23 protein-coding genes and 1 pseudogene are annotated in these 25,239 nt (G+C 37.5%); 10 read left to right on the top strand and 14 right to left on the bottom strand.

All coding sequences use genetic code 11. From position 1 onward, the window contains the following. Positions 1-47: 47 nt before the first annotated feature. Positions 48-1,343: a sigma 54-interacting transcriptional regulator gene (locus tag B5473_RS03745; RefSeq protein WP_079523727.1), complete on the bottom strand. Its 1,296-nt coding sequence runs from the start codon at positions 1,341-1,343 to the stop codon at positions 48-50. 168 nt (positions 1,344-1,511) lie between these two features. Between B5473_RS03745 and pruA the strand changes: the two genes are divergently transcribed. Further along, a complete protein-coding gene (gene pruA, locus B5473_RS03740) occupies positions 1,512-3,056 on the top strand; it encodes an L-glutamate gamma-semialdehyde dehydrogenase (RefSeq protein ID WP_008405509.1) in 1,545 nt (514 codons plus the stop codon). An 86-nt stretch (positions 3,057-3,142) separates the two neighbouring features. On the opposite strand, the gene B5473_RS03735 is transcribed toward pruA, so the two are convergent. From B5473_RS03735 to B5473_RS03715, 5 genes are all read right to left on the bottom strand, one after another. Further along, positions 3,143-4,051, bottom strand: coding sequence for an ABC transporter ATP-binding protein (locus tag B5473_RS03735; protein WP_079523726.1), 909 nt, complete (start codon positions 4,049-4,051; stop codon positions 3,143-3,145). Between the two features lie 2 nt (positions 4,052-4,053). Next, positions 4,054-5,100: an ABC transporter ATP-binding protein gene (locus tag B5473_RS03730; protein ID WP_079523725.1), complete on the bottom strand. Its 1,047-nt coding sequence runs from the start codon at positions 5,098-5,100 to the stop codon at positions 4,054-4,056. A 14-nt stretch (positions 5,101-5,114) separates the two neighbouring features. Beyond that, entirely contained in the window at positions 5,115-6,047 is a 933-nt protein-coding gene (locus tag B5473_RS03725; RefSeq protein ID WP_079523724.1) for an ABC transporter permease, read from the bottom strand. Continuing rightward, on the bottom strand, positions 6,047-6,976 hold the full coding sequence (locus B5473_RS03720; RefSeq protein ID WP_008405519.1) for an ABC transporter permease: 930 nt from the start codon (positions 6,974-6,976) through the stop codon (positions 6,047-6,049). The genes B5473_RS03725 and B5473_RS03720 overlap by 1 nt, the downstream gene beginning before the upstream one ends. A 142-nt stretch (positions 6,977-7,118) precedes the next feature. After that, the gene (locus B5473_RS03715) at positions 7,119-8,738 is read right to left on the bottom strand and encodes a peptide ABC transporter substrate-binding protein (RefSeq protein ID WP_079523723.1); all 1,620 of its coding nucleotides are present in this window, start codon (positions 8,736-8,738) and stop codon (positions 7,119-7,121) included. Positions 8,739-9,090: 352 nt separating this feature from the next. On the opposite strand from B5473_RS03715, the gene B5473_RS03710 reads away from it, so the two are divergent. Continuing rightward, the gene (locus tag B5473_RS03710; protein ID WP_079523722.1) at positions 9,091-9,648 is read left to right on the top strand and encodes a thioredoxin family protein; all 558 of its coding nucleotides are present in this window, start codon (positions 9,091-9,093) and stop codon (positions 9,646-9,648) included. 176 nt (positions 9,649-9,824) lie between these two features. Then, positions 9,825-10,751, top strand: coding sequence for a diacylglycerol kinase (locus B5473_RS03705; RefSeq protein ID WP_079523721.1), 927 nt, complete (start codon positions 9,825-9,827; stop codon positions 10,749-10,751). 126 nt (positions 10,752-10,877) lie between these two features. Here B5473_RS03705 and B5473_RS20585 read toward each other — a convergent pair whose 3' ends face one another. Together B5473_RS20585 and B5473_RS03700 are read right to left on the bottom strand one after the other, a co-directional pair. Further along, positions 10,878-11,021: a hypothetical protein gene (locus B5473_RS20585; RefSeq protein WP_176142010.1), complete on the bottom strand. Its 144-nt coding sequence runs from the start codon at positions 11,019-11,021 to the stop codon at positions 10,878-10,880. A 140-nt stretch (positions 11,022-11,161) separates the two neighbouring features. Then, entirely contained in the window at positions 11,162-12,847 is a 1,686-nt protein-coding gene (locus tag B5473_RS03700) for a methyl-accepting chemotaxis protein (RefSeq protein WP_079523720.1), read from the bottom strand. A 189-nt stretch (positions 12,848-13,036) separates the two neighbouring features. On the opposite strand from B5473_RS03700, the gene rlmD reads away from it, so the two are divergent. Beyond that, complete coding sequence (rlmD, locus tag B5473_RS03695) at positions 13,037-14,401, top strand: 23S rRNA (uracil(1939)-C(5))-methyltransferase RlmD (RefSeq protein WP_079523719.1); 1,365 nt, start codon at positions 13,037-13,039, stop codon at positions 14,399-14,401. A gap of 71 nt (positions 14,402-14,472) precedes the next feature. Here rlmD and B5473_RS03690 read toward each other — a convergent pair whose 3' ends face one another. From B5473_RS03690 to B5473_RS03680, 3 genes are all read right to left on the bottom strand, one after another. Beyond that, positions 14,473-15,189, bottom strand: a complete 717-nt coding sequence (locus tag B5473_RS03690) for an FAD-dependent oxidoreductase (RefSeq protein WP_079523718.1) — start codon at positions 15,187-15,189, stop codon at positions 14,473-14,475. Positions 15,190-15,398: 209 nt separating this feature from the next. Continuing rightward, positions 15,399-15,827 carry a MarR family winged helix-turn-helix transcriptional regulator gene (locus tag B5473_RS03685; protein ID WP_079523717.1) on the bottom strand — a complete coding sequence of 143 codons (429 nt, stop codon included), beginning with the start codon at positions 15,825-15,827 and terminating at the stop codon, positions 15,399-15,401. Between the two features lie 144 nt (positions 15,828-15,971). After that, the gene (locus B5473_RS03680; RefSeq protein WP_079523716.1) at positions 15,972-16,601 is read right to left on the bottom strand and encodes a nitroreductase family protein; all 630 of its coding nucleotides are present in this window, start codon (positions 16,599-16,601) and stop codon (positions 15,972-15,974) included. A 268-nt stretch (positions 16,602-16,869) separates the two neighbouring features. On the opposite strand from B5473_RS03680, the gene B5473_RS03675 reads away from it, so the two are divergent. Then, a complete protein-coding gene (locus tag B5473_RS03675) occupies positions 16,870-17,436 on the top strand; it encodes a CotY/CotZ family spore coat protein (protein WP_079523715.1) in 567 nt (188 codons plus the stop codon). Positions 17,437-17,491: 55 nt separating this feature from the next. On the opposite strand, the gene B5473_RS03670 is transcribed toward B5473_RS03675, so the two are convergent. Then, positions 17,492-17,857, bottom strand: a complete 366-nt coding sequence (locus B5473_RS03670) for a dehydrogenase (protein ID WP_079523784.1) — start codon at positions 17,855-17,857, stop codon at positions 17,492-17,494. A gap of 12 nt (positions 17,858-17,869) precedes the next feature. After that, entirely contained in the window at positions 17,870-19,057 is a 1,188-nt protein-coding gene (locus B5473_RS03665) for a ParM/StbA family protein (RefSeq protein ID WP_079523714.1), read from the bottom strand. Positions 19,058-19,213: 156 nt separating this feature from the next. Here B5473_RS03665 and B5473_RS03660 point away from each other — a divergent pair, with 156 nt between their 5' ends. From B5473_RS03660 to B5473_RS03650, 3 genes are all read left to right on the top strand, one after another. Continuing rightward, positions 19,214-19,972 carry a CsxC family protein gene (locus B5473_RS03660; protein WP_079523713.1) on the top strand — a complete coding sequence of 253 codons (759 nt, stop codon included), beginning with the start codon at positions 19,214-19,216 and terminating at the stop codon, positions 19,970-19,972. 123 nt (positions 19,973-20,095) lie between these two features. Next, positions 20,096-21,949 carry a hypothetical protein gene (locus B5473_RS03655; protein ID WP_079523712.1) on the top strand — a complete coding sequence of 618 codons (1,854 nt, stop codon included), beginning with the start codon at positions 20,096-20,098 and terminating at the stop codon, positions 21,947-21,949. Between the two features lie 253 nt (positions 21,950-22,202). Then, entirely contained in the window at positions 22,203-23,012 is an 810-nt protein-coding gene (locus B5473_RS03650; RefSeq protein WP_079523783.1) for a CsxC family protein, read from the top strand. Between the two features lie 243 nt (positions 23,013-23,255). Here B5473_RS03650 and B5473_RS03645 read toward each other — a convergent pair whose 3' ends face one another. Continuing rightward, entirely contained in the window at positions 23,256-24,347 is a 1,092-nt protein-coding gene (locus B5473_RS03645; protein ID WP_079523711.1) for a CotH kinase family protein, read from the bottom strand. Positions 24,348-24,552: 205 nt separating this feature from the next. Here B5473_RS03645 and B5473_RS21180 point away from each other — a divergent pair. Beyond that, positions 24,553-24,639: pseudogene (locus B5473_RS21180) on the top strand (CotG/ExsB N-terminal domain-containing protein); the annotation flags it as partial. A 10-nt stretch (positions 24,640-24,649) separates the two neighbouring features. Then, positions 24,650-25,054: a hypothetical protein gene (locus B5473_RS03640; RefSeq protein WP_139377674.1), complete on the top strand. Its 405-nt coding sequence runs from the start codon at positions 24,650-24,652 to the stop codon at positions 25,052-25,054. Positions 25,055-25,239: the final 185 nt, after the last annotated feature.

Here is a 25,239-nt window from a genome sequence, read left to right as displayed (position 1 = left end):
ATAGTGCAGGTCTGTTAAATGGTAATTAATAGATTATATTTCCAGTTTTACTTGCGTTTTAAACGATATTGCAAACCTTGACGGTGGATACCTAGTGCTTTAGCTGTTTGTGAAATATTTCCATCATTCAGCTGTAAGGCATGTGAAATATAATAATCTTCAACTTTACGCATATATTCATCAAGAGGCTGCAATGTTTGTCCGGAGAAGTCGAATAATTTTTGCTGCTCCGAAGTAGTTGGCTCGGCTTGCTGGAGCTTCCACTTGAAATATGCTGGAATATGTATAAGTTCCACATATTCTTCTGTTGTAAGTAATGCACTAATATCATCCAGTAACACTTCAAGTTCTTTCAAATTTCCTGGCCAGTCATAGTTCAGAAATATTTCCTCGATTTCTGGTGCTAGACCTTTCACCGGGCTGCTGTATGCTATGCGTCGGCGAGCGAAATAATCGTCCACGAAAGGCTTAATGTCTTCACGGCGCTCACGCAATGCCGGAACTTGAATTGTTAAATTAGAAAATAAGTAATACAGATTTTTGGAAAGATGACCTTTCTGAATTAAGTCAATCGGATCTTCACCAATACTTGCAATAAATACATGGTTACGTTCGGAATGTTTCTCCAGAAGCTCCACGATGCGGTTCTGTGCTTCATCTGATAAAAACTCAATCCGCTCGGCAAAAAACGTATAGTTTTTTTCCTCGGCAATATATTTTTCAATTTGAGCGAGCAATGTTTCTTCATTGCGGCGGCAAATAAGTGTAATAAAGCGTTCGTTTTTTTCTGCCAGCTCATGATGAATACCTTCTGCAATCATATCTTTCCCTGTCCCTGATTCACCGACAAGCATGACCGGAATACGACCTAGCGCGGCAATTTTAGCTTGCTGGATTACTTGCTTCATCGATTTTGAGACAGCTGTAATAATATCAAAAGTTAATGGAGCACCGTAACGACTTAAAGGACGATCCATTAAAAACTCCTGCTGTGTAATATCGCGGGAAAATTGAATAGCGATTTTCGTACCGTCATTAAGGGTATATGGATAATAGTCATTCATCATTGTGACTTCTTCACCACGGGCATTCCAGAATGTTTGCTTTATATGCTTGAAACTTTGACCCGAAGCTAAAACTTTTTGCAGCATATTTTGCTCCAAGTTAAAGTCAAGTGACTGTGATAAAAAGCGCTGTGTAATTTGTTCAAGTGATTCACCAGTAAGTTCGCGCATTTTTTTGTTGTAAACGATGACTCGTCCATTTTCATCAATAGCGCAAAGACCGGTTTCTATTTTTTCAATCATAAATTCAAAAACACTAGAGCCATCTAGTTGATTCATGCGGTGTAACCCCCTCCATTTTATTTTAGCATGGGAATGTAAAAATGAGATAATTTGCGTAATTTAGAAAAAATAATTGATTTAAGCATTATTATATTGCATAATTCAAATTAAGTAACATAATATGATGCAAAATAATATTGCACTTAATATCGGAGGTAATGATAAATGATTAACTATAAACATGAACCATTTACAGATTTCTCGGTAGAAGAAAACAAGCAAGCTTATTTGGAAGCGCTTAAAAAAGTAGAATCACAGCTTGGTGCCGACTATCCTCTAATTATCGGTGGCGAACGTATTACGACAGAAGAAAAAATTGTATCATATAACCCGGCGAAGAAAACAGAAGTGATCGGGTCTGTTTCAAAAGCTTCAAAAGACTTGGCTGAAAAAGCAATGCAAGAAGCAGATAAAGCATTCAAATCATGGAAAAAAGTTAAACCTGAAATTCGTGCAGACGTATTATTTAAAGCAGCGACAATTATCCGCCGCCGCAAGCATGAGTTTTCTGCATGGTTAACGAAAGAAGCAGGTAAGCCATGGAATGAAGCGGATGCAGATACTGCAGAAGCAATCGACTTTTTAGAATATTACGGCCGTCAAATGCTGGAAATGAAAGATGGACGTAAAGTAGAAAGCCGTCCAAATGAATATAACCGTTATGATTATATTCCACTGGGTATCGGGATTGTTATTTCACCTTGGAACTTCCCGTTCGCTATTATGGCAGGTACAACTGTAGCAGCTGTTGTTACTGGTAACACAGTATTATTAAAACCAGCTTCAACAACACCTGTTGTCGCTTATAAGTTTATTGAAGTGCTTGAAGAAGCAGGTTTACCAAAAGGTGTAGTAAACTTCGTACCTGGTAGTGGGGCAGAAGTAGGGGACTACTTAGTAGACCACCCGAAAACACGCTTCATCAGTTTTACAGGCTCTCGTGATGTGGGCTTACGTATTAACGAACGCGCATCAAAATTAAGTCCGGGTCAAATTTGGATTAAACGTGTTATCGCTGAAATGGGTGGTAAAGATACAATCGTTGTTGATAAAGATGCAGATTTAGAGTTAGCTGCACAGTCCATTGTAAAATCCGCTTTCGGTTTCTCAGGACAAAAGTGTTCAGCATGTTCACGTGTAGTAATCGTAAAAGATGTATATGATCAAGTTGTAAACCGTGTGGAAGAGTTAACGAAATCATTAACAATCGGTGACCCATCTGACAATAACAACTTTATGGCAACAGTTATCGATTCAGCAGCATTCAAAAAAATCAGCGAATATATTGAAATCGGTAAAACAGAAGGCCGTCTAGTTGCTGGTGGTACTGCAGATGATTCTGTTGGTTACTTCGTACACCCGACAGTATTTGCCGATGTAGATCCAGAAGCGCGTATTATGAAAGAAGAAATCTTCGGTCCAGTTGTAGCAATTACAAAAGCAGATTCATTTGAAGAAGCGATTGATATTGCAAACAACACGGAATACGGCTTAACAGGTGCTGTTATTACAAACGACCGTATGAACTTAGAGTATGCTCGCGAAGAGTTCCATGTTGGAAACCTTTATTTCAACCGTGGCTGTACAGGAGCAATCGTTGGTTACCAACCATTTGGTGGCTTCAACATGTCAGGTACTGACTCTAAAGCAGGCGGACCAGATTATTTAACATTGCATATGCAAGCGAAAACAACATCAGAAGCATTTTAATTATTAAGTAATAGTCATTGGAAATTTCCTTATATATAGAAAGAACTCCTTCACATTGCCTCGTGAAGGAGTTTTTATTTGTTCTTCTATTTAGCCCAGTCTTTTACTTGTGCATCTGTGCCAAAGACGAAATGACCAGGGCGAGCTTCGATAACTTTAGCTGCCGGATCATGTTCAACATGTTTGTACGGGATACGTGTACGGTTGCGTTCATAAGCCGGATCTGGCTGAGGAACAGCAGATAATAGAGACTTCGTATAAGGATGGATTGGATTATTGTAAATCTCATCCGCACTTCCAAGTTCTAAAATCTTTCCGCGATACATAACCGCGATTCGGTCTGATATATATTTTACCATTGATAAATCATGGGCGATGAATAAATAAGTTAACCCACGTTCTTTTTGAAGTTGCTTTAGTAAGTTTACTACCTGTGCTTGGATAGAAACATCAAGCGCAGAAATCGGCTCATCTGCAATGATGAAGCTTGGATCTAAACTAAGTGCACGGGCAATACCGATACGTTGACGCTGACCACCAGAAAACTCATGGGCATAACGGTTAGCATGCTCGCGTGTCAGTCCAACTGCTTCCAGCAATTCACCGATACGAGCTTGGCGTTCTTTTTTATTTTTATACAGACCATGGATGTCAAAGCCTTCTGCAATTAATTCGCCGGCCGTCATACGAGGATTTAAACTCGCATAAGGGTCCTGGAAAATCATTTGCATTTCACGGTTGAATTGCATTAATTCTTTTCGAGATTTCATTTCTGAAATGTTTTTGCCTTTAAAGGTAATTTGACCTTCTGTAATATCGTAAAGGCGGATAATCGAGCGACCAGTCGTTGATTTACCGCAGCCTGACTCCCCGACTAAACCTAATGTTTCGCCTTCATACACATCAAAGGAGATGCCATCGATCGCTTTAATCGGCTGTTTAGCAGTGCCAAAATATTGTTTTAAGCCTTGTACTTCTAATATTTTATTTGCCATAATTACATGCCCTCCTGTTGATAGCCTTTAATACGGCGTGCTACCGCATCAGGAACAGGCATTTTTGGTGCATCAGGATGCAGTAGCCAAGTTTTCGCGTAGTGTGTCTCCGATACTTTAAACATTGGCGGTTCCATCTCAAAATCGATTTTCATTGCAAACTCGTTACGAGGGGCAAATGCATCGCCTTTAGGTGGATCGATTAAGTTTGGCGGTGAACCCGGAATAGCCATCAACAGCTCATCAGTAGAGTTGTTTAAGTCCGGCATAGAGCCAAGCAGTCCCCAAGTATACGGGTGCTGCGGATTGTAGAAAATATCTTCCACAGTACCGTACTCAACGATTTGACCGGCGTACATTACCGCAACTCGGTCCGCAACATTTGCTACAACACCTAAATCATGTGTAATAAAAATAATTGATGTATTTGATTTCTTTTGAAGTTCTTTCATCAGCTCTAAAATTTGGGCCTGAATTGTTACATCAAGCGCTGTTGTTGGCTCATCGGCAATTAAAAGCTTCGGATCTGCTGCTAGTGCGATGGCGATAACAACACGTTGACGCATCCCGCCTGATAGTTCATGAGGATAAGACTTATAACGTTTTTCAGGGAAAGGGATACCTACTTGATCAAGTAACTCAAGCGCACGTTTTTTTGCTTCATCCTTATTTTTAACTTTATTATGCTTTAAAAGGACTTCGGTAATTTGCGTCCCGATACGCATTGTTGGGTTTAATGCAGTCATTGGATCTTGGAAAATCATTGAAATATCATTTCCGCGAACTTGCATCATTTCTTTTTCCGACAAAGGGATAATATTGCGACCATTGAAGTTGATTTCACCACCGGCATAAATACCAGGTGGCTGTGGAATTAACTTCATCAATGCGTTACTCGTTACTGATTTTCCTGAACCGGATTCACCAACGATTGCTAATGTTTCGCCTTCGTATAATTCAAAGCTTACTCCGCGTACGGCTTGTACGACACCAGCGTACGTTTTGAAATTAATACGTAAGTCGTTTACTTCTAATACTTTTTTCTTCATTGCGTACACTCTCCTTATTTACGTAATTTCGGATCAAGTGCGTCACGTAAGCCGTCTCCAACTGCGTTAAATGCGAAAATTGTAATCGAGATTAAAGCTGCAGGGAACAATAATCGCCATGGTGCAGATTGAAGTGCTTTGAAACCTTCAGAGGCCATCGTACCCCAGCTGGCTAAAGGAGCCTGAACCCCTAAACCTAAGTAGCTTAAGAAACTCTCTGTGAAAATTGCACTTGGAATAGTCATTGTCATTGTTACTAAAATAGCACCCATTGCATTTGGGATTAAGTGACGTTTAATGATGTGCCATTGATTTGCGCCTAATGTACGAGCAGCAAGTACGTACTCCTGATTTTTAATTTTCAGTACTTCACTTCGTACAATTCGCGCCATGTTTACCCAACCGGTAATGGAAAGGGCGATAATCATAGGAACTAAACCAGGCTCCATAATTACCAATAAAATAATTACTACTAATAAATAAGGGATTGCAGTTAATACATCTGCGATACGCATCATAATGTTATCGACACGACCACCTGCCAAACCAGCAATACTTCCCCATAAAACACCGATAATCAAATCAATTACAGCGGCAGTAATACCTATGAATAATGAAATTCGAGCGCCTTCCCATGCACGTACGAAAATATCACGCGCAAGGTCATCCGTACCGAACCAATGTGTTGCAGAAGGAGCAGTATTGTAGAGACCAACATTCTGTTCATATGTATAAGAAGAGAACATCGGCGCGAAAATTGCAAATCCTGCAATAATAATAAGAAGGATTAACCCGACTACAGCTAACTTGTTATGAGAGAAGCGATAAAATACTTCTTTCCAATAAGATACTTGCTTTTTAGAAAGGGCATCTGTATTTTCTGAACGACCGACAACATCAAACATGTCAGCTGATACTTTTGGTATTTGCTGTTCGTTTTGAGCCATTATTTTTTCGCTCCTTTCAATTTAATACGTGGATCGATGACACTGTATAAAATGTCTACGATTAATACAGCCAGTAATAAAATTAATGAATAGAACACTGTCGTACCCATAATTACCGTATAGTCACGGTTTGTAATACTAGTTACGAAATGGCGGCCAAGTCCTGGTACCGCAAAAATTTGTTCAATGACGAACGAACCTGTAATAACACCGGCAAATAGTGGACCTAAATACGTTACAACCGGCAATAATGCATTACGTAAAGAGTGCTTGAACACAATTGTCCATTTTCCTAGACCTTTTGCACGAGCAAGCTTTACATACTCACTATTGTTTTGCTCCAACATACTTGAACGCGTAAGTTTAGCGATAAATCCGGCATGGGTAACGGCGATTGCCAACGAAGGTAAAATCGTATAGGCGAATCCTTTCCAGCCACTTACCGGGAACCAGCCAGCTTCAAATGCCAAGTAATACTGTAATAGTCCGGCTAAAATGAATGAAGGAACTGAAATCCCTAATATTGCAAAAATTGTTGCGGCATAATCTCCGAAGCGATTATGATACAGTGCAGAAACAACACCGAGTAAAACACCAAGCCCAATAGCTAAAACCATCGCCTGAAGACCTAAAGCAAGGGATACAGGGAAGCTTTCTGCGATAATGTCATTTGTGGAACGGCCTTTGTATTTCATCGACTCCCCAAAATCAAATGTCATCGTGTCTACTAAATAGTCTTTATATTGGATATACCAAGGATTATCCAACCCGTATTTCGCGTTTAACTGTTCTTCGATAGCAGGTGGCAATTCACGTTCGCTCGTAAACGGGCTACCGGGAGCAAGCTGCATTAAGAAGAACGTCGCTGTAATAATTAAGTACATTGCAAGTACGATATAGAGTAATCGTTTAATAATAAAGTTAAGCAATGTCCGTACCTCCTTTTTATACTATTTTGAAAATTCGATAAAACTATGAAAGGGAGTGCCCGAAATATAATTTCGAGGCACTCCCTATTTACGATGATTTAATTTTTTGACCATCGCAGGAGTAAATACTAACTAGTTAAAATTACTTCACTTTAACGTACTTAAGGTTAATATTACCTAAAGCATCCGGAGCCATATTTTCTACTTCATCAGATACAACGTTTAAGTTAGTGTTGTAGTAGATTGGTGCAACTGGCATATCTTCCATAATTACAGCTTCTGCAGCTAATAATTTTTCCGTACGTTTTTCCGGATCTGTTTCAGTGATTGACTCATTTAATAATGCAGTGTACTCATCGTTTGACCAACCAGTTTGGTTATTGCCGTTTTCAGCAGAGTTGTACATTTCAAGGAATGTGTACGCATCATTGTAGTCAGCGCCCCAGCCAAGACGACCAATTTGGTAATCGCCATTGCTGATTTTATCCAAGTATACTTGCCATTCCGAGTTATCAAGTTTAACAGTAATACCTAAATTCGATGACCAGCCTTGCTGAATGAATTGTGCGATAGCAGAGTGTGCTTCAGAAGTGTTGTATGAAACTTTTACTTCTAAATCTTTAGCGCTGGCTAAGCCTAATTCTTTCAAACCAGCATCTAAATATTTCTTCGCTTCTTCGAAATCAGCATCTTTGAAGTATCCTTCATCATCGCCGAAGCCCTCTACAGAGTTTGGCACGATACCTAATGCAGGTTGTTGTTCACCTTTTATTACATTACTAATTAAGCCTTCACGGTCGATTGACAATGCCAATGCTTTACGAATGTTTTCGTTTTGCATTACTGGATCTTTTGTATTGAACTTGTACCAGTAAATAGATGACATATCAGAAACGTTTAATTTGTCTTCTGATTTTAAACGGTCGATTGCATCAAGAGAAATTGTCCCGTAAGGAGCGCCTAGGAAATCGATTTCTCCAGCGTCAAACATTGTCATTTGAGTTGTTTCTGACTCAACCATTGCAATGTTTACTGTATCGATATCTACGTTTTCAGTATCCCAGTAAGTATCGCTTTTCTCTAAAACGATATCGCCTGAGTGGTTCCAAGTGGTTAAGTTGAATGCACCATTCGATACATAAGTATCTGCTTCTGTGTACCATTTTGGATCCGCTTCAGCTGTTGCTTTATGGATTGGGTAGAACGTTTTGAATGCTGTTAACTCCAAGAAATATGGAGTTGGAGCATTTAATGTTACTTCTAACGTTTTTTCGTCGATTGCTTTAACGCCTACATCTTCTGCAGAGCCAGTACCATTATTGTAAGCTTCTGCTCCTTTAATTGGGTAAAGGATTGAAGAATAATCTGACGCATTTTCCGGGTTTAATGCCCATTTCCAAGCGTATGCAAAATCTTCAGCCGTTACTTTTTCGCCATTCGACCATTGTGCGTCGCGTAAAGTGAACGTGTAAGTTAAAAGATCATCAGATACTTTATAGTCTTCAGCAGCAGCTAAAACCGGCTCACCTTCAACCATTGTTGTTAAACCTTCAAATGTGCTTTCTAAAATAGCACCGGAAGTTGAATCTGAAGCCAATTGAGGATGTAATGAAGGCGGCTCCGAAGTGATCAGTAAATCCAATTCTTTTTCACCATCTCCAGATGATGTAGATTTCGTTTCTTCTCCACCACCACAAGCTGCAAGTAATGCAGATAATGAAAGTGCTGTAGCAGTCAATGCGACCTTTTTATTGCGTTTCATAAATAACCCTCCTAGAAAATCATGTAAATTAAATTTTCTGATAATTTTTTGGTGCGTTATTTTAATATATCAGAATATTTATGAGAAATATATACTGCATTAAAAATATTTTATAGATATTAATAAATAAAATAATTAAGAAAATTTTTAATTATTTTATTATAATGTATTATTATTTGGATAAAATTTTAATTGATTTTATATTCTCGAAAATATTAAATATTTGCTGTTTTATACAGGTTATTTTGAAAATTTAGAATTGTATTATTGTGTAACAATTTTGACACATAAAACTTTCTTTTTTTCTTTAAAACGTGCAAAATAGAAGAGAGAAATGAAAGGTGGTATATATATGAAAACTGAACAACAATATTTTGAAGAGAGCACATCAATGAAGGAATATATGGACGCAATGTCTCAACTGAAAGAACAAAGCTTTGCGATTTATGAGAGCTTTGAACTTCCGGAAGATGCAGCTTTTATTGAAAAACTGAAAAATGCTAATGTCCATATTTTAGCTATCACGGAAGACTGGTGCGGTGATGCAATGATTAACAACCCAATCATCCGTAAAGTAGCGGAAGCGGCAGATGTGGAAATTCGTACGGCATTACGTGATGCGGATACAGATTTGATCGATCGTTATTTAACAAATGGCGGACGAGCTATTCCAATGTATTTAGTTTTAAATGAAGCCGGGGAAGTAATTACTACATGGGGACCACGTGCACCGCAATTACAGCAGCTTGTAACTGATTTACGTGCGACATTACCGGATAAAGAAGATCCGTCATTTGAAGAAGCACAAAAAGCGGTATACGAAAATATGCGCGGACAATATGTAAACGATTCAAAGCTGTGGGGCTACGTATATGAAGATTTTAAAAATAAGGTAAGCTCAGCAATATAATTTTTACTTAACCTGTTACTTTTAAGAGTTCTTACTATATAATATAGTAGGAACTTTTTTCTATTTTAAGCGTATTATTGAAGAGAATATACCGGGTACTATTGTTGCTTTTCTAAAACATACAGCAGTATACTTTGGACAGGATGAAAAATATAATTAATCAGGATGAGATCAATATGAAAAGAGCGAGAATTATATATAACCCAACTTCGGGCCGTGAAGCATTTAAGAGGCATCTTCCAGAAGTATTGGAGAAACTTGAAATAGCTGGATACGAAACTTCATGCCATGCAACGACTGGCGAAGGTGATGCAACTAAAGCTGCTATCGAAGCCGTAAGACGCGAATTCGATGTCGTAATTGCGGTTGGCGGTGACGGTACGTTAAATGAGGTAGTCGCAGGTGTTAGTCAATGTGAAAAACGGCCGAAGCTCGGTTTGATTCCAATGGGGACGACAAATGACTTTGCACGGGCTGTTCGAATTCCGCGAAATGTCGAGGAAGCGCTGAACATTATTGTAGCAGGGGATACGATACCTGTTGATGTCGGCATTTTGAATGAAGACCGCTACTTTATCAACATTGCTGCAGGCGGGCGAATTACCGAGCTGACATACGAAGTACCGAGCAGAATGAAAACGGTACTTGGGCAAATGGCGTATTATTTGAAGGCGATTGAAATGATTCCTTCTATTAAAGCGACGCATATGAAAATCCAAATGGATGATGAAGAATTTGATGGAAAAGCGATGATGTTTTTATGCGGCTTAACAAATTCAGTAGGCGGTTTCGAAAAAATTGCGCCCGATGCATCGATCAATGACGGGCTGTTTACCGTTATGATTTTAAAGGAATGTAATATAGCCGATTTCATACGTATTGCTTCACTGGCATTACGTGGCGAGCATTTATCCGATGAACGTGTCGTTTACCGAAAAGCTAGTCGTGTTGTCGTATCATCTGATCAGGAAGTTCATTTAAATCTGGACGGGGAATACGGCGGCGATGCACCAGCTGTTTTCCAAAATTTAAAGCGGCATATTGAAGTATTCGTGCCAATCGATAAAATTCGTGAAATTGAAACGGATGAAGAAGTAATTTAACTAAAGCTTGCAAGGGTAGTGGAATACCCTTGTGAGTTTTTTGTTTTGGAGGGAGAGTTGGGGGGCAGGGGAGCGAGCGAGCAAGCGGATTTCTAATATATCACTAAAATGTTCTAATAAAATAAATTAAGTTCTAATAAAAGGTGGAAGATCTAATATATTTGCTTGATCTTCTAATATCGGGCCAAGATGTTCAAATAAACTGACCAAATGTTCTAATATCCTTTCAACATTTTCTAATAAAGCTCCCCATTGTTCTAATATCCGCACAATCTCATAAGAAGAGAGCAACCTAAACCCCCTGTTGAATTCTTTTTTAATAAACGAAAAACCGTTCTAATATCCCATGAGAAACTTCTAAAAAACCTCCACTTCAACAATTAGAAACCGTTAAAGTGAAGGTAATCATTCTACAATGTAAATTTATCCATGCTTTGTTGGAGCTGTTTTGCCTGATTAGCTAAACGTTTAGACAGCTCTTCCATTTCAACGACAATTTCAGTTTGCAGTTGAGTCGCATTGGCAACTTGCTCTACATCCATCATCGTTTTTTCTGTACCTTGCGAAATTTCGATGACTGAAGCGGCGACTTCTTCAGAGCTTGCTGAAATTTGCTGTGATGTAGCAGAAATATGTTCTACACGCTCCGTTATATTGTAAATATTGTCGGTAATCGTATGGAATGACTGACCGGCACGATCGATGACAACAACTCCATCAGTAGCACACTTAAGACTGCTTTCCACAGCTTCGCCAACATTTTGGGAATTGTGCTGAATCGTTTCGGTTAAATGAACAATTTCATTTGCCGACTTTTTGGATTGCTCCGCGAGTTTGCGCACTTCATCTGCAACTACAGCAAAGCCTTTCCCATGTTCACCAGCTCTAGCCGCTTCAATGGCAGCATTTAAGGCAAGCAGATTTGTCTGATCCGCGATATCAGTAATAGCTTTCGTAATTGTGCTGATTTGTCCCGACTGTTCGATTAAAACATTCGAAAGGTTGGAAATTGATTGAGTCGATGCATGTACTGTTTCCATTTGCTGCATCGCTTCATCAATAATTTTTACCCCATCATTGGCGAACTGCGTTAATGTGACAGCACCACTATGCAGGTCCTGTGTTGCACGTGCAATCGAATTAATGCCCTGTGCAGTCTCATCTACAGCAAGTGCACTTTCATTTGCCCCAATTGTCATCATTGAGGCTGTCTGTGCAGTATGCTCGATCAATTCTTTAATGTGGGCAGTTTCCGAAGAAATCGTCCCGCTGTTTGCCATAAGTGCATCGGCCGAATTGCTAAGCTGATTTGCATTTTGCTGAATACTTATTAACAAATCCTCAAAATTACGCTGCAATGAAATGAATGCATTCGACAGCATACCGAATTCATCTTTTGTATGAACCGGCTTATGTAAAACTTTAATGTTTCCATCAGCGATTTGTTCCAGATCATTTGTAATGGATTGGAGACGCTGTGTAATACCGTATTTCGTATAAATCATATAAAAGCCGATGACGATAAGCGTAATAATAATGAAAATAATCGACAAAATCGTAGAAAGGGAGATCATATCTTTCGTATTGTTTACCACTTTATCAAGCTCTTTGTTTTCGATTTGTTCCACTTTCTCCGCAAGTTCGCTCGTGAACACGCTCGTATATGTATAATCGCCATTCACCATTGAAAGAGCGGATGATATATCGCGGGCTTGTACAGATGAGATGATCTTATCCATTTGCTCAGAGATTATTTCTGATTGATCCTTTAAGTTAGTAATAACCGGTGTAGCTTCTGCTAAAATATTTTCACCTTGTACCTCTTCAATTAATTGGACGAGGCTTGTTGTATGGCTGTTTAGTAAATCCAAATTATTTTGAGAAGGGTCTACTGCATAGGCACGTGCATAAATTCCTTGGGATAATATGTGCTGCTGAATATCATTAATACGGGTAACCTGTGCCATCTGTACATCAACAGCTTTGGAAACTTCATCACCGATACGGAAAAACTGAACGGTTGCAAATCCAATTGAAAGTAGAAGAATCATCCCGATTAAAATAAAGCCTATATTAAGTTTTTTGCGAACTGACATATTTTTTCTTCTCCTTGAAATTAGTAGAATTATTAGAGCTATAAGGTAAATTATATAGGTAATACTTACTGAATACTAGAACAAAAGTAATAATTGGGATTAGTCAGAACATTAGTAGAAAGTATAATAAGTGCAAAATATATGGAGCGTGGTACAATAAAGTGATTGAAATGAGAGGAAGAAATGAACATGTCTGCACCAATTAAAAAAAATGATCGTCAAACAGTTTATATAGAAGATTTAACACATGATGGCAATGGCGTCGCGAAAATTGATGGCTATCCATTATTTATACAAGGGGCACTTCCTGGAGAAACTGCCGAGATTCATGTTATGAAAACATTAAAAAATTATGGCTTTGCAAAAGTTGTAAATATACTGGAAAAGTCACCCGATCGTGTAGAAGCTCCATGTGTCTATTTCTCGCAATGTGGGGGATGCCAATTACAGCATCTTTCTTATGAGGGACAATTAAAATGGAAACAAAATATGGTCGCAAATGTGATGAAGCGTCTTGGTAAAATCGATGCACCTGTCCTTCCTGTAAAAGGGATGGAAGAGCCTTGGCATTACCGCAACAAATCACAAATACCTTTCGCGCAAAACGAAGTAGGGCAGATGGTGGCAGGCTTCTATAAAACGAAGTCACACTCAATCGTTGATATGGAACGTTGTTTAATTCAAACAGGGGAAGCCGATGTGGTCATGGCAGACTTGAAACGTGAATTAGAGATTTTAGGTGTGCGTCCATATGATGAAAAATACCATCAAGGCATGCTGCGTCACGTTGTCGTTCGTAAAGGGCGTGCAACAGGCGAAGTGATGGTCGTACTTGTAACAAAGTCTAAGAAATTCCCGCAGGCTAGCGCGGCAATCGAAAAAATCCGAGCACATATTCCTAATGTCACGTCCATTGTGCAAAATGTTAATGGCGAGAAGACAAATGTAATTTTCGGCAATGATACATTCACGCTTTGGGGCAAGGATACAATTGAAGATACAATCGGCAATGTCCGCTTTGAAATTTCGGCACGCTCGTTTTATCAAGTCAACCCTGTTCAAACAGAAGTGCTTTATAAACAAGCACTCGATTATGCACAGCTGACAGGCAATGAACGCGTAATCGACGCATACTGCGGCATCGGATCCATTTCACTATTTTTAGCCCAAAAGGCTGGTCATGTAATGGGCGTTGAAATTGTTGAGCAGGCTATCGAGGACGCAAAACGCAATGCCGCACTAAACGGCTTTACAAACACATATTTCGAAGCAGGTCCGGCAGAGGAAGTCATTCCCCGCTGGTATAAAGAAGGTAAAGAAGCAGATGTATTAGTAGTCGATCCACCGCGTAAAGGCTGTGATGAAGCGCTACTGAATACAATCATCGAGCAAAAACCGAAGCGTGCAGTGTACGTATCATGCAACCCGGCAACACTTGCGCGCGACCTCCGCATTTTAGAAGATGGTGGATATAAAACAAAAGAAGTACAACCGGTTGATATGTTCCCGCACACGACGCACTGTGAAGCGGTGGCATGGTTGGAGTTAGTATAAAATAAAGATTAAAAACGGGGCTATCCGAAAAGTAGAATACTTTTTCGGATAGCCCCGTTTTATATTATCAATTAAATTGTAGATTCTACCGGGAAGAAATTAGGTAATTGTCGTTCGCGTTTATCAAGGACAATTTGTTCTTGTTTAATACCTTGTTCACGCAACACGTCAATGTTTTGCAAAATAAACTCATCACTGCCGACAACATAAAATAGACCATCTTGATCTGCGGCAAGTTTTTTCACTTCTTCATAGTAATCTTTTCGATTATCAACATATTGTGATGTGAAATTTTTATCAGGTGCAGATTCAAAAACATCAGTAAATAAGTAATCTTTTGTTGAATCGATAGTAAGAGAATGAATGCGGTTGATGTTATCAGGGCGTTCCAAATAAGTTAGTACAAGCGGTCTGAACGTTGCAAGACCTACACCTGAAGATAACAAGTAAATATTCTTATCTTCTCTTTTCAGCGGTACATTGGAATGGATTTTAAACAGTGCAACTTTATCGCCGACTTCCAGATTTCTTAAGATCGATTTAAACTCAGAGCACAGTTCTCTTATGCGAGTTGTAATGCCGACAGTCTTCTCATTTGGTAATGTGGAGATGGACATATGACGAACTAAGCTTTTATTTGGCTGATCACCGGCATTGAAGCCTTCTAAAGCAAGATGTGTATGCGCTCCTTCCTCCCATGTGAAGCCTTCAGGAAGATCCAGTAAAAACGTTTTTACTTCTGGTGTTTCTTCAATGATTTTATTTATTTTCGTCCAGTATATTTGCATAATACATTCTCCTTAAATAATGATTATTTTCTTTATAGTTATAGTATATCATAGATGATAAACATTCTCATTTAAAAATGTTCGTAATAGATTAAATTGTTTAAACGTTAGATGCTTTAAGAACGTCCCAGTAGTGGAAGGCAATAAAAAAGAAGAACGAAATCCCGGCTGGAGGAAATCGTTCTTCTTTCTTCACTGTTATGCAACTGTTAAAGATTATCTACATTATCATTTAAGCGTGTAAGAAATTGCTTAAGCTGCTGTAATTCGCTATCCGAAAAATCCTCATAGAGATCATTCAGAAACTGATCTTTAAACATTGTGCAACCTTCAAGTAATGCTCGTCCTTTATCGGAAATCGTTACAAGTACTTCTCGGTTGTTCTTTTCATTGCGTTTACGCTCGACATATTGCTGTTCTTCAAGCAGCTTTAAATGGCGTGTAATTGCCGCTTGGTCAATAGCTAAGGATTGTTGCAGGACCTTTTGTGTAACGCTTCCTTTTTTTATTAAAGAAACTAAAATTTCATATCTCGTCAAACTGATATCTGTTCTTTTTTCAAAAATTTGTGTTACATGACGGTCTAATCTTTTTAACATCATGATCATCTGTTTTTTATCATCCAAACAAACTTCCATACTAACCCTCCTTACATTGATTACTCTTCGTTCTAGGTATCTATCCCTATATGGTAGCATTTCCGTTCATTCGGATAAAGTATAAAAAATTTCAAACTCTATGATTTAAATTACACCTGTCAGGTAAAGGAACCTGTAATACCATTAGCTAGAGAAACGAATAATTTGTTCGAATGGTAAGCGTGATGAATTACGAGCTGGCATAGCAGCCTTTCCGATAGCGATTAAAATCATCGGCACTTCATTTGCAGGCAGCTCATATCTTTTAGCAAATGCAGCTTTATCAAAGCCTCCCATAATTACTGTATCATAGCCCATATCCTTCGCTAAAAGTACTATTTGCATAGAAATTAAACCTGAATCTAAATGGGCAATATTACTGCGTTCAGCATCAGAAAAACTGCTATATGCCGTTTCAGAATTTGAAATCATCATATCAGCAATCTCACGTGGCATATAACCTAACTCAACATTTAAATCGTTAATTTGCTTAGCGTTTTTATACATTTCAATATCGCCGATTACCGCAATAATTGCTGATGATGTTTCGATTTGCTCCTGATTAAATCCAGCAATGCGCAACTCTTTCTTCTGCTCAGCATCGTCAATAACAAGGAAGCGCCAAGGCTGCAGGTTACTTGATGATGGAGCTGTTGTTGCCTGTTGAAGTATATGTTGAATTGTCTCGCGAGGAATCGCAACACCGGGTTCATATTTACGAACTGATTTACGTTCTTCCATTAATTTTTCTAAAGCTGATTTTTGTTGTAACATTTTTTTCACCCTTCTTTGTTGAAATTGGAATAGGTTTTTATTTTAGTTGATAAGTCAACAATTGACAAGTCATATGATTGTGAGCTAATGATAATTGAAAAAACTCCTATCATAAAAGCACGAAGCAAATTGTACGGTATATAAGAAAGAGTAGAATGCATAAGCACTGCATGTTAAATTTACCTTCAATAGGCAAAGTGTTTAAACACAATACTTTACCTACCCATAAGATAAAAAGAATAATTATTATTTATGGGGAGTGAAAGGCATGTATAACCAGGAAAAAGAGAGCAGTTATAATCAGGAATATTTTCCAAACTACAAAGAAGAAGGGCATTTCAAAGGTAATTGTAATTGCCATAAGGGCAAAGAGGAAGGTTGTGTAGAAGAAATTCTTGAAGCGATTTTAAAAGCACAGAGAAAAGTTGAGAAAGAACATGATAAGAAATGTTCTCCATGCGACGAATCGTTTGAAGAACGTTTAGAAGAAAAAGAGCCTAAGAAATTTAGTAAAAATACAATCCCTGTTATTCTGTATTGTGGGTGTGAACCATTTAAAGGTGAAGGCGTAACGGTTTGTCCGGCGGGATTTAAGGACAAAAAATTCGTATGTATTACTAGCTTTATTTTTAAGATCAGAGATTTAAAAGGGGATTGTGCTGAATTAGAACTTTTAACGTTTAAACCAAAAAGAGATCGATGTGATAAGTTCCATAGCCCTTGTGAGCAAATCAATCATCAATATGTTAGTGATTTAATGAAAACAGGGATTTGCATCACTGTTGATTTATCTTGTTTCTGTGGTGTTACTACCTTGCCGGCTGTACGACTATAAAAACATTATTGTCCTAATAATAGGTGAACTCTGCCCTAAAGTTCACCTATACACTTTATCCTCCAAAATCATCTAGAATATCATCAACTTCTTTTAAATCTACCTCAGTTGATTTTAGCTGGGCCTTTTTCTTTGGAATACTTACATATGCGTTATCTACAGGATGTCGATGCAACATTTGTTTAATTTCGATTAGTTCCTTTAAGATATCTTCATTTAGCTCCCTCTTTTTAGTTGGGTGAAAATATTCTGTTAGAGCAGATAATACTAAATGAATGAGGGTCTGATTTTCAGTATGATATTCGATTTGATCAAAGATTTCTGTTGAAACCTCATGAGACTCTCCGCTTTTAACATCGATAAAATGTGAGGGGACTGTTAGTGCTGTTTGATTGGAATAATCTGTATATAATTTAGACATTTCCATCATCCTTTAACTTCTCACAGAGATGAGGTTTTCATTTTTTTGTTCTGTTTTAAGCTGCTTCATTTTCGCAAGGATCATCAGACCATGAACGTTTAATTTCTCCATATTTTCAGGGAATGTCAATTGAATTGGACGACCTCTATCAGCCCATCGAACAGCAACCTCGAGAATTTGCTTCTGCGCTAGTTTGGCAGCACCTCCGACTGCAATATACCGCGTAGCTCCCTTGATTTCGCTGGAACTGCTTCTGACCCTGTCAAAATACTCCAAGTACTTGATGGCCATTGATTTTAATTGTGGAACAATATATTTACTTATATCTTTTCTAACACCTGCAAAAGGCTCTACATACCATTCTGATTGTCCGGCAGCCAATTTTTCCTCTAATTCTGCACGAGAATCAAATTTATATAATTCATTTTTACTAACCTTTTGAATAATATTATCGAGGAATTGATTAATGCCAAATGTTTCTCCTTCTACAGAAGCAACTGGTTTATTATTCTTGATTCCGACGAAATCAACAGAATCCCCTCCTAAATCTCCAATGATAATTCCTTTCTGTGAATCCCTAACTAGTTCATCATCTTTGATTCCCAGTGTCTCTTGATCTCGTGTTAATCCAAGGTATGCACAGGCACCTTCCGCTCCGATAATGACATCTTCTACATACAATTTAACTGTTATTTCTTTCGGTTCTGTAACACCTGGTACTTTATGAAAAATCACTGTATGAGCCCCTGACAACCGTTGTCTAAACTTATCTTTCATTTCCTTATATTGAGTAGTTGGCAGTGATACCGCTAATTGATCAATGTGATAATTTATTTCGGTTTCCTCAGGATTTAAGCAAATGGCATGAAATGCAGCTAAACCAAATAAGAGAATATAAGTGCGGTCTTCCTCGACTTTTTGATTATTGAATCCGGTTAAGCTTACATCACGTTTTTTAGTGGCTGCCTTGCCAATATAGAATATTTCCCTTTTATCGATGACGGCATGACTTTTGAGTTCAACAATCAGATTTTCTTCAAATTTGATATCTCCCTCATCATAAGGCTTTTCATGGAACTCCTCATCGTATAAAGAGATTGCATTTGGAATCTGATAATCCCGATAATAACCATCATCAGATGATAAAGCTTTATACCAGCTATTCCCACAATCTACTGCAAGAAGGTTTTTCCCTTCCATATTTCACTCACCTCTCATTTTTAATTGTATGCAGAACAATAGCCCACACGTGCCTGTACTTATTAATTTCATGCTAAATATAACAATAGGTATTCGCCCAGAGGATGGGCATTTAGCCCGCATATGATGCACTAATTGATATTTAGGAGGGGCAAGATGTACGAAGATAAAAAAAATGATGTATGTAAATTCCCGTCAAATTTAAATGAGTGTGATAATAAACCTCATAAACCCCATGTAAGTATTGGGAAAATATATACAAAAGTTCCGGTAGTGTTAGCCGAACTCACGGTACAAGTAAATTTAGATGCATGTATTAAATTTCCTAAGCCTGTCTTGGAAATAAAAGATGTGAAAAAACAGATTAAAATAGTACAATGCAGATTGCTTCTGCCAACGGATAAATTATTTATAAAAGGGTTTGTGCGAAAAAATATTCAATATGCGAGCCCAATGACAGAACCCGATTGTGATATAAAAACCATTTCTTCCAGCATAAATTCCCTAACAGTTGATGTTCCATTTAGTTGTGTAACGGAAATCAAACACTACTTGAGAAAACCTGTTCAACCTGCAATTAACAAGCGAAGTGAATTTGACTTCTTGATATCGGAGTCATTGCCAAGCGGATTTCCGGAAAAAGATGAATTTCTATCAAGCGATCTTTCTCAATTCCATCAAAATTCCACTCAGTATTATAATGAATTACCATTTTGTGAGTTAGTTACAAGTCATATTATTGAGTGGGATGAAGCAATCGATCGATCTCATTTGTCAAAGGATGCCCCTATCGGTGAAGGGGTTTTTACCCAACTTGAAGAAAAAATGGTAGTTGATATTACGTTAAAAGTACTTCAGAATCAACAAATTCGTGTATCTTCAACAACAAATGACGATTGTGATGACTATTGTTGAGAATTTAATACTAGAAATTTTAAAAATATGACCGGTGAATATTTACTAGAGTGAAAAGGAATCTTTAGCTTTTCGTAAGGAGGGGAAAGGAGGGAGTGCTTATAAGCATTCCTTCCAAAAGCGATGAATAATTTCCGTAATCAATATGTATACCCCGACTCATTTCAAGGTAAAGTTTATGATTATTATAGAAATCCAACCAACTCAATTCACTTTTCTATAGATAATCAGGGAGGATTCGAACAGAAGGAAAATCAACAAGGTCGAAAAAAAAATGATTATGACAATACAAAAAAGCATTCCTTCTATGTAAATAATCAATTTGGAAAAATAAACGATTCAAAACCAGTTATGTTTTCGCCACCAAAGGTTGAGTCGATAGAAAAGCCTCTGAATGAAAATACATCAGAAGTTAATATTGTTCCAGACAAAGACTCTCATATAGAGAAAAAGAGCAGGGAAGAAGTAGTTTCAAATTTAATTAAGGAATTCTCTCTTATGCTTGAAGATGCGACTTCTATACAGGAAGGATTTACACCACTTCCAGAAAGCGAATTTGATAACGATGTCTTATTAAATTCGAGTGAAAGTACATCCACACCAGAAAATAACTTAGAAGATGAATATACCAATGATCCAGAGTATAAAAACCTTACAGAAAATCAAGTTTATAAAAAACACGAAAATTTTAATGATGAAGAGAATAATAAATTTTTGAAAGAAAATTACGGCACTATGGAAGATAAATTTTTTAGCCTGTTTTCAGAGAATGATGAATCGCAAATATTAATGCAAGACATGATTGAAGAAGAAGTTGAAACGTATACCGACACGTTTGAAGATAAATTTTTAGAGTTATTTTCAGAAAGTGATGAGTCGAAGGAAGAAAGGCAAGATAGTAACAAGAATGAAAGAGAAAACGATGCGTTAAAAGATAATACCGACAGTGTAGAAGACAAATTTGTCGCGATGCTTTTAGAAAGCGATGAATTGGAGGCAGAAGAGCAAGACGATAACATGAACGCAATAGATACCGGCGCAGTTGATGAAAATACCGACAAGATGGTGGATAAATTCTACACGATGCTTTCAGAAAGCAATGAGTTGGAGGCAGAAGAGCGAGACGGTGACATGGGCGCAGAAGATAATGATGCGTTTGATGAAAATGCCGGACAGGATAGTAACACGCATGAAGCAGAAATTGATGAGTTGGAAGAAAAACACGAAATTTTGGAAGACAAATTTTCCACGATACTACTTTCAGAAAGCGATGAATTGCAGGAAGAAAAGCAGGATAGTTTATTTACAAACTTTAAAGACAAAAAATCTGATGATGATAGTTTTAACAAAGATAACCAATATAACATAGCGTGCTATAAGGAAATAAACGATGAGCAGCCTTTCCAAAAAAATACTTACTTTACCAATCTTATCGAAAAGAAAAAAACAATAACTGTTAAAATGCCAGTGTTGCTGACTGAATTGGAAACAGATATTGATATTAATGAAACAATTGATTTGTTAATGTTACTTGATAATATATTAAAAGTAGAATGGGCCATCCAATTGCTTGATTGCAAAGTTGTATTACCTTCGGAGACCGTTTTTCTAAAAGGTGAATGTGTTGCAGAAATTGAATTTAGTAACAAAGAATTGGAGAACAATATTCAATCATTAAAAATTTCTATTCCATGGACAAAAATAGTAAATGTTAATTGGATAACAGTACCTGATCTTTCTTATAGTAATCAAAAGGAATTTATATTCCAAGCTCAACATGAACATGACTCCAATTACCATTACGAAGATTACCAAAAATTTTCAGAACCTATTCAAAGTCAATTAAAGCAAGTCCATTTTGTATGGCACCAAGAATTAAATTCAACGGAAAAACAGCTGCAGGTTAATGGTGTCGCACAATTGTCTATTCATTTCATGCAGGACCAATTTATAGAACTGGATTGCTACTCGAAATAATCATAGAGTAGCATTTTTTTATGGGGAAAAGAAGGACATGCTTTTCAGCCATACTGTAAATATTTAAAAACTCCACTTCTTTAATTGCATAAAAATGTTTTCCAAAATTGAATCATATGACTATTTTACTAGCCTATGACATAAAATCATCCATTCATATGTTAGGTATGTAGAGTGAAACTTTGACTCTAACAAAAAAGAAAGAGGGTTTTAGACAATGGATCAAAATTATTCAATGAATGATGGCCATTCAATGAACGATGGCTATGCAAAGCAAGCTAAAAGTTGTAAACAAGGGGAGGATTTTGGGGTTAAATCACAACAACAAATTCCTGTACCTGATGCACCAATTACTCCTGTTACTACAGGAATTACACCTTTCTTTAAAATTCCAGTAATACTTGCAGAAAGAACGCTTCAAATTGTCGTTGAAGCAGATATTTCTCTTTATCCGCCAGCAACAGAAATTAAACGAGTTAAAAAACATGTATTCCTGGATCAAGTAAAACTAGTACCAGTAGCATTTACACGAATTCCTGGCACTGACTATTTCAGAGCAACAAGAGCTAAATTATTTGTAGGAGGATATATTCGTAAAAATATTGAATACGCTTCTGCTGATTATAATGCACCGCTTCAAGACCGAATTGCAAATGTTCGGTTCTCAGGTTTTGCAGATTTAAATGCTGCAACAGGAGATTTCATCAACTTACCGATTATCGGTATTTCTGAAAGTGCAGAAGCTAACTTCCTTAACGAAAAAACACAAACGGACGCTCGTTTGGATAAATACTTCTTCCAAAATCTTGTGAAATACAATGAGCAGCCATATGGTGAGTTAGTTGCTGCCAACTTCTTTGAACTTGATTTTTCACCGCACTCCACATACCATGATGGATCTTTCCACACTTTACGTGAAAAAATTGTGCTTGACCTGACTGTAAAAGTATTACAAGTCCAACAAGTTACAATAGGTGCAGGAGCAACTGCAACTGTTCCACTACTTTCTGCTTTAACTCCTCCTCCTACTCTAGCTGCAGAAGATACTACAACAGAAGAGTAAAAGTAAGCTATTCTGTTCAATAGAAACTAAGAGGCATCCAAAATCGTTTGTTCGATTTTGGATGCCCTTTTTCAAGTTAAAAGCATTAGTTTTTAATTATCCTTATTTGTTTTTTAGTTTATAGTTGCTGTAAACGTGAAAACAAATAACAACCACCAGTTCGACTCGTGGTTTTTATTCATTTAAAGTAAGGATACTGACAACTTGTATTGGAAAGAGGGTTTTTCAAGATGATGCAACAACTTAATCTAACGAATCTAAATTTCCTTTTATATATTTTGCCCGCGCTTCAATAAATTCCAATATATATTCTGGTTCCATATCAAATAAATCGATATCGTCTTTTTTATAAGGATCTTTTTGAACATAAGGTCTTATTAAATCATGCAAATTTTGTATTTTCGGTTTCAAATAATCTACATTATATTGATTATTTATAATTTCTTTTAGCAAATTTTTATATTGTCGCCGAAATATTTTTACATCGAGAATTCTTGCTGTAAGCGTGTTAAATCCTTCGATTCGTAAATAGTCTTCCTCCATCACTTTCCCGTTTACATCCCTTCCCCATGTTGCATCGTAATCCCACGGGATGATTTCGAATAGCCTCGTTTCGCTATTCTGGTATAAAGCATAATTATGAACAAAACCATCAAAATTTTGGGTGAAAATAACGCCAGCTAACCACCTGAGATATTGATCAACATTAATATATTTCATAATTTCATTCTCAAATTCAGCTTTTGTAATAGTATTAATTTTAATAATCATATTTTGCAAATATAATTCATCTTGTGTTTCTCCATATTTTAGGTCGTAGCCAACTTTAAGTGATTTCTTTATATCTTTATCAAGGTCACTCATCAACGAAAAGTTAGCATCGCCATCAACCGCATAGAATATTGGCCCTTGTGGTAGTTGTCGATCTTTAAGAAAATTTTCATCCACTGATTCTAGTTCTAAATAAAGCCCCTCATTTTTCCCATTCAACTTAATATTTACAAATTGAGACTTTGGTGATAAACAACCAATTTCATTAAAAAAATCAAGTGATAGTTTATTTCTTAATAGGGAAGGATCTTTATATTCTGCGTTGATATGAATTTCTTTGACATTTCTATATGAACTTGGTTTCTTAAATGAAATGTGATATGACTTTTTCCGGAAGTCCCGTATATGGGAGCCACGATAGGCGATATCAATATCATACTTTCTTTTGTTAACTGTTAGCTTTGCAGGGATAGGGTCGTCACACCATATGTCTTTCCGAAGTTCACTTAAATCTAGAGGGTGAATAAAAAGCTGATATTCAGGTATTATTCTGCTGTTATCCACTCGAATTCTTTCCTTTCATTATTAAATTCTCATAAACCAAAAAAATAAGGCTCGCAAAAAGATATAGAGTTTATATTTTACTTTCTAAAACTATGCGATTGACTCTGAAACCTTTAGTTCAATTTCATATAGTACGATAAGGGAAGGAAAAGTGCAGAGTATAAGTTGTTTCGGACTAAGGAATTCACCTTCTTTCCCAAAAAAGATGAAAGGAGGTTTGAATATGTCATTTATCCAGAATGCAGTAAATATGGCGAACGACTTAGGTTTAAGTCACTTCATGTACCAAGACCCTATTGGTAATGAACATCACACGAGCGGGGATCATGGAACTTCACGCCGAACATCCCGAAAATGCGGGCGCAGTACTTGCGGAAAACGCCGAACATCCCGAAAATGCGGGTGCAGTACTTGCGGAAAACGCCGAACATCCCGAAAATGCGGGCGCAGCAAGTGCGGGGAACGTCGAACTTCCCGAAAATGCGGGTGCAGCAAGTGCGGGGAACGTCGAACTTCCCGAAAATGCGGGTGCAGCAAGTGCGGGGAACGTCGAACTTCTCGAAAATGCGGGTGCAGCAAGTGCGGGGAACGTCGAACTTCCCGAAAATGCGGGCACAGCACGTGCGGGAAATGCCGAACTTCCCGAAAATGCGGGTGCACGTGCAAGAAACATGGAGCTTCACGAAACAAGCGGTGTGCATGTATGAAACGGCGTACTTCCCAAAAATGCCGGTGCATGAGCAGTAACTCCTACTACGATGATCTCTTGTATTAAAAAATTAGGTTATTATCGTCCATCTAAAGAATGTATCATTTAATGTTAATCTGTAGGCTATCGAGTACGACTATATATCAAGTTAACTAGTTCGTACTAGTTAACTTGATATATCCA

Origin of the sequence: Solibacillus isronensis (genome assembly GCF_900168685.1) — a bacterium.
GTDB lineage: Bacteria > Bacillota > Bacilli > Bacillales_A > Planococcaceae > Solibacillus > Solibacillus isronensis_A.
This window is presented reverse-complemented; position numbering and strand designations above follow the sequence as displayed.

Bases quoted from the DNA above. Each gene is read 5' to 3' on its own strand.
- B5473_RS03725 (WP_079523724.1), bottom strand. From the start codon at position 6,047: ATGGCTCAAAACGAACAGCAAATACCAAAAGTATCAGCTGACATGTTT.
- B5473_RS03665 (WP_079523714.1), bottom strand. From the start codon at position 19,057: ATGGAAGGGAAAAACCTTCTTGCAGTAGATTGTGGGAATAGCTGGTAT.
- B5473_RS03715 (WP_079523723.1), bottom strand. From the start codon at position 8,738: ATGAAACGCAATAAAAAGGTCGCATTGACTGCTACAGCACTTTCATTA.
- B5473_RS03735 (WP_079523726.1), bottom strand. From the start codon at position 4,051: ATGGCAAATAAAATATTAGAAGTACAAGGCTTAAAACAATATTTTGGC.
- B5473_RS03640 (WP_139377674.1), top strand. From the start codon at position 24,650: ATGAACATCACACGAGCGGGGATCATGGAACTTCACGCCGAACATCCC.
- B5473_RS03680 (WP_079523716.1), bottom strand. From the start codon at position 16,601: ATGTTACAACAAAAATCAGCTTTAGAAAAATTAATGGAAGAACGTAAA.
- B5473_RS03700 (WP_079523720.1), bottom strand. From the start codon at position 12,847: ATGTCAGTTCGCAAAAAACTTAATATAGGCTTTATTTTAATCGGGATG.
- B5473_RS03650 (WP_079523783.1), top strand. From the start codon at position 22,203: ATGAACGATGGCTATGCAAAGCAAGCTAAAAGTTGTAAACAAGGGGAG.
- B5473_RS03660 (WP_079523713.1), top strand. From the start codon at position 19,214: ATGTACGAAGATAAAAAAAATGATGTATGTAAATTCCCGTCAAATTTA.
- B5473_RS03675 (WP_079523715.1), top strand. From the start codon at position 16,870: ATGTATAACCAGGAAAAAGAGAGCAGTTATAATCAGGAATATTTTCCA.
- B5473_RS03710 (WP_079523722.1), top strand. From the start codon at position 9,091: ATGAAAACTGAACAACAATATTTTGAAGAGAGCACATCAATGAAGGAA.
- B5473_RS03745 (WP_079523727.1), bottom strand. From the start codon at position 1,343: ATGAATCAACTAGATGGCTCTAGTGTTTTTGAATTTATGATTGAAAAA.
- rlmD (WP_079523719.1), top strand. From the start codon at position 13,037: ATGTCTGCACCAATTAAAAAAAATGATCGTCAAACAGTTTATATAGAA.
- B5473_RS03670 (WP_079523784.1), bottom strand. From the start codon at position 17,857: ATGTCTAAATTATATACAGATTATTCCAATCAAACAGCACTAACAGTC.
- B5473_RS03685 (WP_079523717.1), bottom strand. From the start codon at position 15,827: ATGGAAGTTTGTTTGGATGATAAAAAACAGATGATCATGATGTTAAAA.
- B5473_RS03655 (WP_079523712.1), top strand. From the start codon at position 20,096: ATGAATAATTTCCGTAATCAATATGTATACCCCGACTCATTTCAAGGT.
- B5473_RS03730 (WP_079523725.1), bottom strand. From the start codon at position 5,100: ATGAAGAAAAAAGTATTAGAAGTAAACGACTTACGTATTAATTTCAAA.
- B5473_RS03690 (WP_079523718.1), bottom strand. From the start codon at position 15,189: ATGCAAATATACTGGACGAAAATAAATAAAATCATTGAAGAAACACCA.
- pruA (WP_008405509.1), top strand. From the start codon at position 1,512: ATGATTAACTATAAACATGAACCATTTACAGATTTCTCGGTAGAAGAA.
- B5473_RS03705 (WP_079523721.1), top strand. From the start codon at position 9,825: ATGAAAAGAGCGAGAATTATATATAACCCAACTTCGGGCCGTGAAGCA.